The organism is Nocardia sp. NPDC003999 (assembly GCF_053604885.1).
In genome coordinates, this window is sequence record NZ_JBSGIB010000002.1 from 241,514 (window position 1) to 254,943 (window position 13,430).

Genomic DNA, 13,430 nt, shown 5'->3' on the forward strand with positions numbered 1-13,430 from the left:
GCTTCCGTTTCGTCTATGGGCGCTCGAACTCGCCATCGACAACGACGGCGGTAAACGTGTCCCACTCGCCTGGGGTGAAGATCAGCGCCGGGCCGGTCGGATTTTTGGAGTCACGAACGCCAACCATGCCTCCGCTGAGGTGTGCGACCTCGACACATTCGCCGCTGCCCCCCGAACTGTGGCGTGACTTGAACCACTTCGCTCCCGCTAGGTCGAGTTCAACGTTCACTGTCGTAACTCCTTGCTATCTCTCTCAACAGGGTGCGGCTCGAGCGGGCATCCATAGTCGCTTCGGCCAGCGTAAGGAACGTGTGCCTACAGCGCTGGACGTCCTCACGCTTCTCGAGATACGCATCCCCGGTGTAGCTCTCCGCGTAGATGACAGACGGTTCAACTGGTTTGCCCTGTGAGTCCTTCGGAAAGGTCATCACAATGAAGGGGGTGACGAGCCTGCCAGTTGGCAAGCCAACTTCTTGCCTGAGTATGCGGACCTCGATGTTGTCGAGCGTGCTCATGTCCGCCGCGTGTCGGCACTGATCAGCCATCACCTGCCGGTTGCCGACGATCGTCCGCAGGGCGTTCTCGTGTATTACGGCTGTGAGTCTGCACGGGTTCCGTGGCCGAGTGAGTAGATGCTGACGCCGAGCCCGAACTGCTGCCAACCGTTCCAAGTCCGCCTCCGAAACTCGAGGCTGCCTGGCGCGGTTCATGGCCTCAGCGTAGGCGCGAGTCTGGAGCAGTCCGGGGATGATGAGCGGCTGAAATATGGCCAATTCACTTGCGGCAGACTCCAGCACGACGTAAGTGTTGAACTTCGGCTCCAGTACGTCACTGTACGTTCGCAGCCAGGAGCGGACCGGGGCTTGTCCCGCGAGTTCCTTCCACTCCACAAGGTCTTCCTCGTCGACCCCGTACAGCGCACCCAGAGCGTCGAGGTCCGTCGCCCTGACCTTCTTGTTGCGGCCGTTCTCCAGTCTGCTGATGGTTGCGTTACCCCAGCCGAGTGTCCGCGCTGCCACTTCCAGGCTCAGACCCGCCGCCGTCCGCGCCTCTCGAAGCAAACGACCCAACTGTCTACGCGGCAAACTGGTTTCGGCGTCCTCCGGCCCGTCGTCTTCTTCGTTCACCCCTTGCGACCCCCTTCCGCTCTGCGATGCAGCTTCATTTCGCAACGGAAGGAGGGTAACTCGATCAGCGGAAGACTTGGTGCGCTTTCGCGCGGGTTTCGCGAACCGAAGAAGTCGCGTACCGAACGTCGACCCTTCACAACATCCTGTTCGCATGGCGAACAATGCGCTCCCACATCGAAACCCGTTCCTCTCGCGGCCTGCAACGCCGTTGGTCGATGTCCCTGCCGATGTTCTCGAGCGGTTTCTGAGCGCCCTACACGAGTGGCAATCCGAGCAGATCCACACCGCCCAGCCTGTCCAAGAGATCTGAAACGGATGGAAACCATACCTTTCGGGGACACACCCCGGTCTCGCTGCCACTTTTACCGGCGCATGTGTGATTTGCCCGCTGTAATCGATCCACCCGAGCTGGGGCGCATCATCATGCGCGCGTCGTACGTCGGAGCGTTGACCATGCCCGCTCCGTTAGGGCGAGCCGTCAGGCAAGTCATGCAGCGCCGCAGGGATGCCATGGGGCCGATTGTGGCGCATCCTCGCTCGAACAGGTGGACCTACATTGTGCGGCCCGATTTTCCAGACGACACCAAGCTTTTCGCGGAGATGTTCCGGCTCGACGTGTCGATTGTCCGGGAGGGCGGCACTGTGGCACTGCCGTCACCCACAGCTGAGTCCGGCGCTGTCAGGCATTGGATAGAGACACCCCGGGACAGGTACCGTCCGTCCGGAATGGTTGTGGTCGAGTCCATTCGGGCGTGTGTCGGTCCGGGTAGGCGATGACCGGAAGCGAGACGCGATGACTTCTCCGCTGCCGAACGATCCCGATGTGCATCTGTCGGTCTTCCTGCACGGCGTCCGGCTCGACTTCACGGCCTGCCTTACTGCCGCGTTGACGTTCATCGAAGACCACCGGAAACGCCACTACGTCGACGCGGCGCACATACTCCCTGATAGTGCCGAGGGCTGGCCTAGGTTACCGAACGAGAAGTTGTACTTGGAGCGATGAGGTTCTTGTCCCGTGACCGGTGTACGCGCGACACTGACCTGTTCGGGCCATGACGAGAAGGAGCTGGGCGTGGGGAATGACGAGCAGTTGACCATGGATCTCGGCGTACCCGTCGAGCAGACCGAATGGGGTAAATGGGTCGACCCGGACCGCCGCGCGGCGCAGGTCCAGAAGTTCATGGACTATGCGGGCATACGCGAGATTCCTTCGGAGCCGTGGCCGGAAGACTCAGCGGAGGTTGAGCGGCTCGATTCGATCGTTGCCGAGCTCTTCCCGGACTTGGCTACCGCGATGGCCCCCGAGAACGCTGACATGGCTGACGCCTTCATATGTTTCCTGGGCGAACTTTTCATCAGGTTCGCAGGCGCACACTGGGAGTCTTATAAGTGGTTCGGGCGCGAAAATTCATTCTACGACCACATCAATCCACTGCTCGAATACGGGTTCGATACCGACGGTGACACCGCATACGGATTGATGAAACTCATGATCGAGGACTACGACCCGGCGGATGAAGGAATGTTCTCCGGTATGGCGGAGATGCTGCGCGAATTCTCCGAAGAATACTCGTCGTCACGTAACGACAGGTAGCCGCAAACCTCTTATCTGACTAATTCAAGAATTCGGGGGTGGATCCTGTCATGCCTGATGAGTACGACAGGATCCGAGAACATTTCGATAACCCGGCTCGCGGGCGGATTTTCGAGAACGGCCTGGAGCACCTCTTCCATGACCGTCAAAACGGTTATGTGCAGCAACCGGGCCGGTACACCACATCGCTGGGTCCACGACATTACGACAAAGCCAAGGCCGACGAGCAAGGCCGGGTTCACGCCATCGAAGACAAATCGGGTCGGACCGGTAGCAAAAACGACCTCCGGGAGCTGCAAAAGGATCGCGAGCTACTCGCGAAACGCGAGATCGAATCGCTCCTGATTCGGACCGTCGCGGGTGAGCAGATGTCGCCGAAATACGAGAAGTTGCTGATCGCGCTGAAGCAGGAATTCGGCAACAGGGTGATTCACCAAGAGTTGACGCGGGAACAGGCCCGTGCGGCATTCGCCAAGGGGTTGGGCCGCGAAAAGGACGCTCGCCAGCTCGAATTGAAGACAAGATACGAGCTGAACCGTGCCAACCGCGCCCGCCAACGGCTACCGAAGATACGTGAAATCATTCGGGCGCGAGAGCGAGCCGAGGGATTTCGGAAGGTGCAGCAGTTCCGCAAGGCCGCCGAGCGTGGCCGGGCGGAAGCCCCGCGGCGAGCCGAACACGCCAGACAGGTCCAGGAGCAAGCCGAACGAGCCAGGCAAGCACCCCAAGCGCCGGAAACCGAGAGTGCACGGGTTGCACGTGCGGCAGCCGAGCGGGTCGCGCGGGAATTCCCGGCACCCGAGCAGTACCGGGAACGACCAACCGCCGACACCGGAGAACGGGCGGCCCGGGAGGCGGCCGAGGCACGTGCGGCAGCCGACAAGCAACGCGCGGCAGCCGAGAAGGAACGCGCGGCAGCGGAGAAGGAACGCGCGGAACATCTGGCGCGGCTGCAAGCGCGCGGAATACCACCGGAGGTGGTGAAGATTCTGGGGCTCGGTCAAGCGGAACCGCCGTCGGCGGCGGTGCGGGAGTCGCCGGGTCATGCTCCGTCGGTCGTGCGGGGTTATTTGCACAGCCAGGATCGGAGCCGGGGGATCGAGCGCAATCGGTAGCCGTACCGTGTCATGGGTTGGGCATCGCCAGGTGGTCCAGCAGCGCGATCGCCTCGGCCCGGATCGGGTCGAGATCTCCGGGCCAGCCGAGCGTGCGCAGTACCGCCCCGGGGATCGTGCGCTCGGCGTACCTGGGCGCGGCTCCTTCGTCGGAGCGAATGCTGATCACCGTCTCCACCAACCGGAACGGCAGCAACTGCGTACCCGGCACGCTCACCGCGCCTACCTCGGCGAGTACCTGGGCGGCCAAAGTCTCGTAATGTCCGCGTAATTCGTCGCGGCGCAGGCGGAATGCGGCGAAGCGCTCGGTGCGCAGTTCCGGAAGCAGGTACAGCGCACCGAGATTCCAGCGGGACGCGCACAGTTGCCGCACGTCGAACAGGGCCAGCGCGTACAGCCGGACCGGTACCGGTTCGGACGCCGCGCGCAGGCGCTCGGCCAGATCGATCGGGGCTGCGACGGTTTCGGCGAGCAGCGCGTCGAGGATGTCGTCCTTGGCGGCGAAGTGGTGGTAGAGCGAGGCCTGCCGGATGCCGACGGCGTCGGCGATAGCACGGGTGGAGGTGTTGGCGTACCCGTTGGTGGTGAACAGTTCGCCTGCGGCGTCGAGGATCTCGGCGCGCGGCGTCGATCCGCGCCTGCGTCGCTGTTCGAGACGCGGCCGTCCGGGCCCGAGGTTTGCCACGGGTTCATTCTGGCAGGTCGGCGCGGGGAAGCTCCGCCGCGGTGGTCGTGCGCACAGCTCGCCGACGGCGGGCGGTGCGTTTTCTGTCATTTGATAGAAATCCCCGCAACACAGAAGTTACCGAAGGTCTCGAAAGCGATACACGCAGGTCACCGAAAGCGCGATCGCGGCGGCAAAACTGTCGTCTGATAGTTATTGGCCGCCACGCCGAAGGACCACCCCATGGCCACCACGCTCGCCCCGACCCCGCCACCCGATCTCACCGGCGACAGCGCCGACCTCGCCAGGTTCGGCTATCAGCCCGTCCTGCACCGCAAGCTCGGCCGCTACGCCTCCTTCGCGGCAGGCTTCTCGTTCGTCTCCATCCTGACCACGATCTTCCAGTTCTTCGGCTTCGGCTATTCGTTCGGCGGAGCCGCCTTCTTCTGGACCTGGCCGATCGTGTTCGCCGGACAGTTCCTCGTCGCGCTCAACTTCGCCGAACTGGCCGCGCGCTACCCGATCTCGGGCTGCATCTACCAGTGGTCCCGGCGACTCGGCGGCGAACTCGTCGGCTGGTTCGCGGGCTGGATGATGATCATCGCGCAGATCGTCACGGCCGCCGCTGCGGCGATCGCCCTGCAAGTGGTGCTGCCATCGATCTGGACCGGATTCCAGCTCGTCGGCACCGACACCGCGCTCACCTCGCCGTCCGGCGCGACCAACGCCGTGCTGCTGGGCAGCATCCTGCTGGTGGTCACCACGCTGATCAACGTGATCGGCATCGACCTGATGGCGCGGATCAACTCGATCGGCGTCACAGTCGAGATCGTCGGCGTGCTGGCGATCATCGCGCTGTTCTTCACCCACACCGAGCGCGGGCCCGGCGTGGTACTGGAGACCGACCAGGCCGCGCCGGGTCCCTACTGGGCCGCGTTCCTGGTGTCGGGATTGATGGCGGCTTACGTCATGGTCGGATTCGACTCCGCGGGTGAGCTTTCCGAGGAGACCAAGAACCCGCGCCGGGTCGCGCCGCGCACCATTCTCACCGCGCTGTCGGTCTCGGCGCTGGGCGGCGGGCTGATGCTGCTCGGCGCGCTGATGGCCGCGCCGAGCCTGTCCGACGGCGCGCTCGCCTCCGACGGCCTGGCCTACGTGCTCACCGCGAAGCTGGACAGCCCGGCGGGCAAGGTGCTGCTGGGGTGCGTGGCGGTCGCGATCACCGTGTGCACCTTGGCTATCCAGACCGCGGGCTCGCGGCTGATGTTCTCCATGGCGCGGGACGGGAAGCTGCCGTTCGCCCGCAGGCTCGCCGCGGTGCACCCGCGTTACGGCACGCCGGTGCTGCCCGCGATCGTGATCGGCGCGCTCGGCATCGGCCTGCTGGTGCTGAATCTCGGCAACGCCGCCATCTTCGCGACGCTGGCCAGCGTCTGCATCGTCACGCTGTACCTGGCCTACCTGCTGGTGACGGTGCCGCTGTTGATCCGCCGGTTCACCGGCCTGCCGGACGCGGGCACCGACGCGCGGCTGTTCGGCCTGGGCCGGTTCGGCATTCCGGTCAACGCGCTCGCCGTGGCCTGGGGCGTCGCGATGGTGGTGAACCTGGCCTGGCCACGGGCGGAGGTATACGCCCCGGCCGGCGGCGGCTGGTGGATGCTCTGGGCCGCACCGCTTTTCGTGCTGCTGGTGCTCGCCGTCGGCGTCGTGGTGCACCGCTTCGTGGTCGGCTGGTCGCGCGGCGTCACCGCGGGTGAGCCCGCACCGCAACCGGCCTGAGCGCCTTCGATGCGGCGGTGCGCTGCCAAGCACCGCCGCATTCCCACATTCGGCATCCGAAAGGAATCATCGTGACAAGCACTGCGGACACCTCCGGCGCGCGAGCGCACGCACGGGCGCAGGCCGCGGCGGCGACGATCGCGAATCCCGCGCTCCCCGCCGACATTCCCGCCTCGAAGATCACCTTCGCCCAGCGGATTCCGGCGGGCGGTTACGCGAACATCGCGCTCGGACGCGGCACCCGCGTCCGCCTCTCCGACCCGCACGGCGCGGCCTGCGCGCACCTGCTGCTGGTGCGCGCCGAAGCGCCGTGGGAGCGCCTGAACGTCGCCGACACGGTCAAGGTGCCGTGGCAGGCGTACCTGGGCGGCGGTCACCCGCTGCTGTCGGACCAGGGACGTGTGCTGGCGACCGTACTCGCCGACACCTCCGGCCACCACGACACGCTCTGCGGACCCACCGACCAGGCCCGGCACTCGCTGCGCCTCGCGGGCGCCAAACACGGCCTGGAACCACGGGACATCGGGCCGACGGTCTCGTTCTTCCGCGGCGTGCGTGTCGCGCGGGATGGCGCGCTCGTCTCGACCGGCAGCGCCGCCCCCGGCTCCTCCGTGGATCTGCTGGTGCACCTGCCGGTCACCGTGCTGGTCGCCAACTCCGCGCATCCGCTGGACGACCGGCCCGCGACCGACCTCGACCTCGTCGCGTGGGCCGCACCGGAAGACCTCGCCGCACCCGGCAACGAGGACCCCGAATACCGACGGGCACTGGAGAACACCGAACAAGCCTGGACCGCCGCGCTGACCTTGGAGGCAACCGCATGACCACGGCACGCGCCATCGTGCTCGACGAGACCGTCCCCGCCCGCTCGCCCTGGTCGGCGGTGGTCCGGGCGGGCGAATACCTGGAGATCATCGATCTGCACGGCAACCAGGCGGTGGACTGCCTGCTGTACTCGGCGGCCGATCACTCCGAACGCTACAGCGCGCAGGCCACGATCACCGCCCAGCGCAACATCTTCCTCACCACCGGCAGCGTGCTGCGCACCGACACGGGCACGGCACTGATGACGCTGGTAGCCGACGAGGTCGGCAACCACGACACCATCGCGGGCGCGTGCTCGCAGGAATCCAACACTCTGCGCTACGGCCACCACACCCGCCACCAGCACGCCTGCGTGGAGAACTTCCTCACCGAGGCCTTGCGCTGGGGCCTGGGCAAACGCGACCTGGTGTCGAATATCAACTGGTTCATGAACGTTCCGGTCGAGGCGGACGGCACGCTGGGCATCGTGGACGGATTGTCCGCGCCGGGCAAACGGGTCACGTTGCGCGCCGAGATCGACACGCTGGTGCTGGTGTCGAACTGCCCGCAGATCAACAACCCCTGCAACGGCTTCGACCCGACCCCGGTGCGCATGGTGGTGTCGCGATGACCGTCGCCGAGCTACCGGTGGCCCGGGTCGCGCAGGACGAGTCCGCGCGACCCGGCCGGATCGAGGTCGTTCGCCCCGGCATGCTCACCACCGTGCAGGACTGGCCGGGCCGGGTCGGGTATTGGCACATCGGCGTCCCGCCGTCGGGGCCGATGGACGATCTGTCCTTCCGTCTGGGTAATCGCGCGCTCGGCAATGCCGAGGGCGCCGCCGGACTGGAATGCACCCTCGGCGGCCCCGCGCTGCGGTTCACCGCACCGGGCTGGGTCTGCGTCACCGGCGCTCCGGCGGAGGTGACCGTGGACGGCGTCGCCGTGCCGCAGTGGCGGACCGTACGGGTGCCCGCGGGCGGTGTGCTGGACGTGGGCGCGGTGCGCGGACCGGGGATGCGCTGTTACGTGCTGATCGCCGGCGGTATCGACGTGCCCGAATACCTCGGCAGCGCAGCCACCTTCACGCTCGGCCGCTTCGGCGGCGGCACCGGCGCCGCGTTGCGCGCCGGAGAGTCGCTCGCGCTCGGCACCCACCACGGCCGCGTCACGGCGGCCGTGCCGATGGACGAGCAACCCGTGCTGACCCGGCGCTGGGAACTCGCCGTCACCGAGGGCCCGCACGGTGCGCCCGAGTTCTTCACCCGCGCCGACTTCGAGACCGTCGTCGGCACCGACTACGAGGTGCACTTCAACTCCGACCGCACCGGCGTCCGGTTGATCGGGCCGAAACCGGAATGGGCCCGCACCGACGGCGGCGAGGCGGGACTGCACCCGTCCAATATCCACGACACCCCGTATTCCGTCGGCGCGCTGGACTTCACCGGTGACACGCCCATTCTGCTCGGTCCGGACGGACCCAGCCTCGGCGGTTTCGTCTGCCCGGTCACCGTCGTCGCGGCCGACCGCTGGAAGCTCGGGCAGCTCTCGCCGGGCGACCGCGTGCGATTCGTGCCGGTCCGCGGTGACCGGGCGGCCTCGATCCGGGAACTCGGGCTCGCGCGCCGGGCCGGGTGGCCGACGGTGCTCTCGTCGGGCGGCGACGGCGACGACGGCGTGTTGCGCCGTTGCGAAGCCGACGACGAGACCGCGGTGACCTACCGCCGCGCGGGCGACGACGGCGTACTCGTCGAATACGGCGCCATGACTTTGGATCTGGGCCTGCGCGCCCGCGTGCACGCGCTGCACCAGCACCTGCTCGCCGCCGGAGTGCGCGGCGTGACCGAGCTGACCCCCGGCATCCGTTCGTTGCAGATCCGGGTCGACCCGCACGTGCTGTCCGTGACCGCGCTGCTCGACCTGCTCGCCGAGACGGAGGCGCAGTTGCCCGCCTCCGCTCAGCTGGTGGTGCCCAGCCGGGTCGTTCATCTGCCGCTGTCCTGGGACGATCCGTCCACACGCGAGGCGATCACCCGCTACATGCACGGTGTGCGCGCCGATGCGCCGTGGTGCCCGTGGAACATCGAGTTCATCCGCCGCATGAACGGCTTGGCTTCCGTCGCGGACGTCTACGACACCGTGTTCGGAGCCGAGTACCTGGTTCTCGGCCTCGGCGACGTCTACCTCGGCGCGCCGGTCGCCACACCCACCGATCCCCGGCACCGGCTGGTCACCACCAAGTACAACCCCGCCCGCACCTGGACACCGGAGAACGCGGTCGGCATCGGCGGCGCCTATCTGTGCATCTACGGCATGGAAGGGCCGGGCGGATATCAGTTCGTCGGACGCACCACGCAGGTGTGGAATCACCGAGCCGGTGCGGGCCCGGTTCCTCCCGGCGCCGACCGGGCCGCATCGGGGGTCGAAACACCCTGGCTACTGCGGTATTTCGATCGGATCCGCTGGTATCCCGTCGAAGCGGAGGAACTGCTCGACCTGCGCGCCGACTTCGCCGCGGGCGACGTGCGGGTGCGAGCCGAGGACGGCGAATTCCGCCTGGCGGAGTATCGGGCGTTCCTCGCCGAGAACGCCCGATCCATCGACGCTTTCCGCGCGAAGCAGGCGGAAGCGTTCACCGCGGAACGCAATTCCTGGCGCTCGGCTGGTGAGCTCACGGGTTGAGTTATGGCGCAGGGGTCGCGAACTATGTGTGCTATCTGCGCAGGAGCTCACCGATTGAGTTATGAGCGCAGGTTACGAACTGCGTGTGATTTCTGCGCAGGAGCTCACCGGTTGACTCGTCAGCGCAGGTCGCGGAAGAACTCGCGGATGTCGGCGGTGAGCAGCGCGGGTTCCTCCATGGCGGCGAAGTGGCCGCCGCGATCGACGTCGTTCCAGCGCGTGATGGTGTTGGCTTCCTCGGCGTAGCGACGAATGCCGACGTCGTGGGCGAAGACCAGCACGGCCGTCGGCACGCCGGAGTTGCGCTTCGGCTCGCCCCACGGGGCGTCCTGGGCGTAGCCGACATAGGCCGAGGAGCCCGCGGTGCCGGTGAGCCAGTAGATCATCACGTTGGTCAGCAGCCGATCCCGGTCGAGGATCTTGTCCGGCTCGACGGCCCGTGGATGGGTCCACTCCCGGAACTTGTCGATGATCCAGGCCAGTTGCCCCACCGGAGAATCGGTCAGTCCGTAGGCCAAGGCCTGCGGGCGGGTGGACTGGATGGCGACGTAGCCGTACTCCTCCCGCATGAACGCCTGCATCCGCCGGACGCGATCGCGCTCCAGTTCGGTCAGGCTCGCCAGCTCCGCCTCCGCGCGCGGCAGCGGCGGAAGACCCGGCGCGCCGTTGACGTGCACGCCAACGACCCGATCGGGCACCGTTCGGCCCACCTCCGGGCTCACCGCCGCTCCTATGTCGCCGCCTTGCACGCCGTATCGCTCATACCCCAGCCTGCGCATGAGCTCGGCCCACGCCGCGGCGATCCGCGTGATGCTCCAGCCCGTCTCGGCGACCGGGCCGGAGAACCCGAATCCCGGCAGCGACGGGATGACGAGGTGGAACGCGTCGGCCGGGTCGCCACCGTGCGACCTCGGATCGCTCAAAGGCACGATGACGTCGAGGAATTCGGCCACCGAGCCGGGCCATCCGTGGGTCAGCAGCAGCGGCAGCGCGCCGGACTCGGGCGAGCGCACGTGCAGGAAGTGGATGGTCTGCCCGTCGATCTCCGTCGTGTACTGCGGATAGGAGTTGAGTTGCGCTTCGGCCGCGCGCCAGTCGTATCCGGTACGCCAGTGGTCGACCAGCTCGCGCAGCCACGCGGTCGGCACACCGGTGTCCCAGTCGTCCCCGGGCAGGGGGGCAGGCCAGCGGGTCGCGTCCAGACGGGTACGCAGGTCGTCGAGTTGCCGCTGCGGGATTTCGATGCGGAACGGAGTGATTTCGTCGGTCATGTCATCGACGGTATGGCCTGCCTAGGACAGCTTCCGCCCTAGCTTTCGGGCAGACTTTTCCCATGTTGGAAACCTCGGCGCGCCTGCTTCGTCTGCTGTCGCTGTTGCAGACCCCGCGCGATTGGACCGGCGCCGCACTCGCTGAACGACTCGGTGTCGACGTGCGCACCGTCCGCCGGGACATCGACAAGCTGCGCGCGCTGGGCTACCCGGTGGACGCGACACCGGGCGTGGCGGGTTACCGGCTCGGCGCGGGAGCGAAGCTGCCGCCACTGCTCCTGGACGATGACGAGGCGGTGGCGGTGGCACTCGGCCTGCGCACCGCGGCGGGCGGCACCATCGCGGGCATCGAGGACAGTTCGCTACGCGCGCTGGCCAAGCTCGAGCAGGTGCTGCCCGCACGGCTGCGCCATCGTGTCGGCATGCTCCATGAGGCCACCGTCGCAGTGCCCGCGGGCGGCCCGACCGTCGACCCGGACGTGCTGACCGCTGTCGCGGCGGCCATCCGCGACCACCACCGCCTGCGCTTCGACTATCGCGCCCACGACGGCGCCACCTCGCTGCGCGTCACCGAACCGCATCGCCTCGCCCACACGGGCAGGCGGTGGTACCTGATCGGCTGGGACGTCGACCGCGCGGACTGGCGCACCTACCGCGTCGACCGCCTGCGGCCGCGCATCCCCACCGGTCCCCGCTTCACCCCGCGCGAAGCGCCCGATGCCGACCTGCCCGGGTACGTCTCCCGTGGCGTCACCACCGCGCCGTACCGCTACGCGGCGCGCATCACTCTGGGCGTCGCCGCGGAAGTGGCCGCCGAGCGAATCGCCCCGACCGTCGGCGTGATCGAGGCGGTGGACGCGAAAAATTGTTTGCTGCGAACGGGTTCCGACTCGCTGGACGAATTGGCGATCTACGTCGCCGGCTTCGGCTTTCCCTTCCGGGTGCACGAACCGCCGGAACTCGTCACGCACTTACGCGAACTCGCCGCGCGCCTCGGCGCGGCGGCCGACTGACCCGGCTCAGACGGTCGCTATCGCGGTCAGGAGTGGTGCCCGGCACAGGTGTCACAGTCCGCGCCCGCACGTCGTCGTCTCGGTGAAGCGATGGGAACGTCCCATCGGCACCGACGAGATCGGAGACAGTCATGACCGCGAAGATCCTGGTCACCGGTGGCACGGGCACCCTCGGCCGCGAAGTGCTCCCGCTGCTGCGCGCGACCGGGGCCGACGTGCGCGTGTTGAGCCGCACCGAACGTCCGTCGGACGGCGGCGTCGAGTTCGTCGCGGGAGACCTGCTGCGCGGCACCGGCATCGATGCCGCGGTGGCGGGTGTCGGCACCATCTTGCATCTGGCGGGCGACGCGAAGGGCGACGACGTGGCCACCGCGAATCTGTTGCGGGCCGCCACCGCCGCGGGCGTAGGGCACATCGTCTACATCTCGGTCACCGCCGCCGAACTGCTCCCGATGACCTACTTCCGCGCGAAGTTCGCCGCCGAGCAGGCCATCGCGAAGTCGAGTATCCCGTGGACCACGCTGCGTGCCGCGCAATTCCACGATTTCGTGCCGAAGCTGGTGGACACGATGCTGAAATCGCCGGTGCTCCCGGTGCTCGGTGGGGTGTGCCTCCAGCCGGTGCACGTGCGCGAGGTGGCGGCCCGGCTGGCGGAGCTGACGCTCGGCGCGCCCGCCGGACGGGTCCCGGATCTGGTCGGGCCCGAGGTGATCGGCATGCGCGAGCTGATCCGCGACTACTTGGCGCTGCTGGGCAAGCGGCGGGCGTTGCTGACCGTCCGGGTGCCGGGCAAGGCGGGCCGGGTCTATCGCGCGGGCGGAAATCTGGTGACCGACGGCACCGACGTCGGCGAGCTGACCTGGGCGGATTACCTGGCGGAACACCGGGGCGCGGTCCTGGCCGGATGACCCGTCACGGCCGCCGACCCGGCTCGGGTGGCGGTGGCGACCACGCCTCGGCCACCGCCGGGCATCGCCGATCTGGTGGTGGCCGAGATGGCGCTACCGGCCATCGGCGGCGATTGGAAGGCCGCGCTGCGTGCCCGGTCGGCGTCCGCCCACGAAGTCTTGTTGCGCCATCCGTGGGCCACCGGCCTGACCGGCACCCGGATCAACGTCGGCCCCGCCATGCTGCGGTACATCGACGCCACCGTGGGCTGCCTGCGCGCGGCGGGTTTCTCCCTGCCGCAAGCCGATCGCGCCTGGAACGCGCTGGACGGCCACCGCTACGGTTTCACATCGCAGGAGTTGAATTTTCCACGGAACCGGCCGCATACGTCGCTGCGGCACAACAGTTCCTGCCGCGCATCCCATTTCGATTTCGGCCTCGACTTGATCCTGGACGGCCTGGAACGGTTGCTCGCCGCGAGCGCCTGACG

At 67.6% G+C, this 13,430-nt stretch carries 14 protein-coding genes; 10 read left to right on the plus strand and 4 right to left on the minus strand.

Features of this window, described 5'->3' with window-relative positions; genetic code table 11:
* Window positions 1-13 precede the first annotated feature (13 nt).
* Together ACWESM_RS05295 and ACWESM_RS05300 are read right to left on the minus strand one after the other, a co-directional pair.
* Window positions 14-229 carry a DUF397 domain-containing protein gene (locus tag ACWESM_RS05295; protein ID WP_452491002.1) on the minus strand — a complete coding sequence of 72 codons (216 nt, stop codon included), beginning with the start codon at window positions 227-229 and terminating at the stop codon, window positions 14-16.
* Window positions 219-1,127 (minus strand): helix-turn-helix domain-containing protein, encoded by a 909-nt coding sequence (locus ACWESM_RS05300; protein WP_355074721.1) that lies wholly within the window; start codon window positions 1,125-1,127, stop codon window positions 219-221. Before ACWESM_RS05300 ends, ACWESM_RS05295 begins: the two co-directional genes overlap by 11 nt.
* Window positions 1,128-1,923: 796 nt before the next feature.
* On the opposite strand from ACWESM_RS05300, the gene ACWESM_RS05305 reads away from it, so the two are divergent.
* The 3 genes from ACWESM_RS05305 to ACWESM_RS05315 are packed head-to-tail and all read left to right on the plus strand — an operon-like array spanning window position 1,924 to window position 3,839.
* A complete protein-coding gene (locus ACWESM_RS05305; protein ID WP_355074723.1) occupies window positions 1,924-2,133 on the plus strand; it encodes a hypothetical protein in 210 nt (69 codons plus the stop codon).
* A 12-nt stretch (window positions 2,134-2,145) separates the two neighbouring features.
* On the plus strand, window positions 2,146-2,724 hold the full coding sequence (locus ACWESM_RS05310) for a hypothetical protein (RefSeq protein ID WP_452491003.1): 579 nt from the start codon (window positions 2,146-2,148) through the stop codon (window positions 2,722-2,724).
* A 50-nt stretch (window positions 2,725-2,774) separates the two neighbouring features.
* The gene (locus ACWESM_RS05315; protein WP_452491004.1) at window positions 2,775-3,839 is read left to right on the plus strand and encodes a hypothetical protein; all 1,065 of its coding nucleotides are present in this window, start codon (window positions 2,775-2,777) and stop codon (window positions 3,837-3,839) included.
* A 10-nt stretch (window positions 3,840-3,849) separates the two neighbouring features.
* On the opposite strand, the gene ACWESM_RS05320 is transcribed toward ACWESM_RS05315, so the two are convergent.
* Complete coding sequence (locus tag ACWESM_RS05320; protein WP_452491005.1) at window positions 3,850-4,524, minus strand: TetR/AcrR family transcriptional regulator; 675 nt, start codon at window positions 4,522-4,524, stop codon at window positions 3,850-3,852.
* A gap of 222 nt (window positions 4,525-4,746) precedes the next feature.
* On the opposite strand from ACWESM_RS05320, the gene ACWESM_RS05325 reads away from it, so the two are divergent.
* The 4 genes from ACWESM_RS05325 to ACWESM_RS05340 all read left to right on the plus strand — a co-directional run bounded on the left by ACWESM_RS05325 (window position 4,747) and on the right by ACWESM_RS05340 (window position 9,768).
* Complete coding sequence (locus ACWESM_RS05325; protein ID WP_397278609.1) at window positions 4,747-6,282, plus strand: amino acid permease; 1,536 nt, start codon at window positions 4,747-4,749, stop codon at window positions 6,280-6,282.
* 71 nt (window positions 6,283-6,353) lie between these two features.
* Window positions 6,354-7,106, plus strand: a complete 753-nt coding sequence (locus ACWESM_RS05330) for a DUF1989 domain-containing protein (RefSeq protein ID WP_364428643.1) — start codon at window positions 6,354-6,356, stop codon at window positions 7,104-7,106.
* Window positions 7,103-7,717 (plus strand): urea amidolyase associated protein UAAP2, encoded by a 615-nt coding sequence (locus tag ACWESM_RS05335; RefSeq protein WP_452491006.1) that lies wholly within the window; start codon window positions 7,103-7,105, stop codon window positions 7,715-7,717. Before ACWESM_RS05330 ends, ACWESM_RS05335 begins: the two co-directional genes overlap by 4 nt.
* On the plus strand, window positions 7,714-9,768 hold the full coding sequence (locus ACWESM_RS05340; RefSeq protein WP_452491007.1) for a 5-oxoprolinase/urea amidolyase family protein: 2,055 nt from the start codon (window positions 7,714-7,716) through the stop codon (window positions 9,766-9,768). The genes ACWESM_RS05335 and ACWESM_RS05340 overlap by 4 nt, the downstream gene beginning before the upstream one ends.
* A 119-nt stretch (window positions 9,769-9,887) precedes the next feature.
* Here the strand turns inward: ACWESM_RS05340 and ACWESM_RS05345 are convergent, their stop codons facing one another.
* Window positions 9,888-11,039, minus strand: coding sequence for an epoxide hydrolase family protein (locus tag ACWESM_RS05345; protein ID WP_364428636.1), 1,152 nt, complete (start codon window positions 11,037-11,039; stop codon window positions 9,888-9,890).
* Between the two features lie 62 nt (window positions 11,040-11,101).
* Here ACWESM_RS05345 and ACWESM_RS05350 point away from each other — a divergent pair, with 62 nt between their 5' ends.
* The 3 genes from ACWESM_RS05350 (at window position 11,102) to ACWESM_RS05360 (ending at window position 13,428) form a co-directional block, all read left to right on the plus strand.
* Entirely contained in the window at window positions 11,102-12,052 is a 951-nt protein-coding gene (locus tag ACWESM_RS05350; protein ID WP_452491008.1) for a helix-turn-helix transcriptional regulator, read from the plus strand.
* A gap of 131 nt (window positions 12,053-12,183) precedes the next feature.
* Window positions 12,184-12,960: an SDR family oxidoreductase gene (locus ACWESM_RS05355; protein WP_452491009.1), complete on the plus strand. Its 777-nt coding sequence runs from the start codon at window positions 12,184-12,186 to the stop codon at window positions 12,958-12,960.
* 27 nt (window positions 12,961-12,987) lie between these two features.
* Entirely contained in the window at window positions 12,988-13,428 is a 441-nt protein-coding gene (locus ACWESM_RS05360; protein WP_452491010.1) for a TetR/AcrR family transcriptional regulator C-terminal domain-containing protein, read from the plus strand.
* Window positions 13,429-13,430 lie beyond the last annotated feature (2 nt).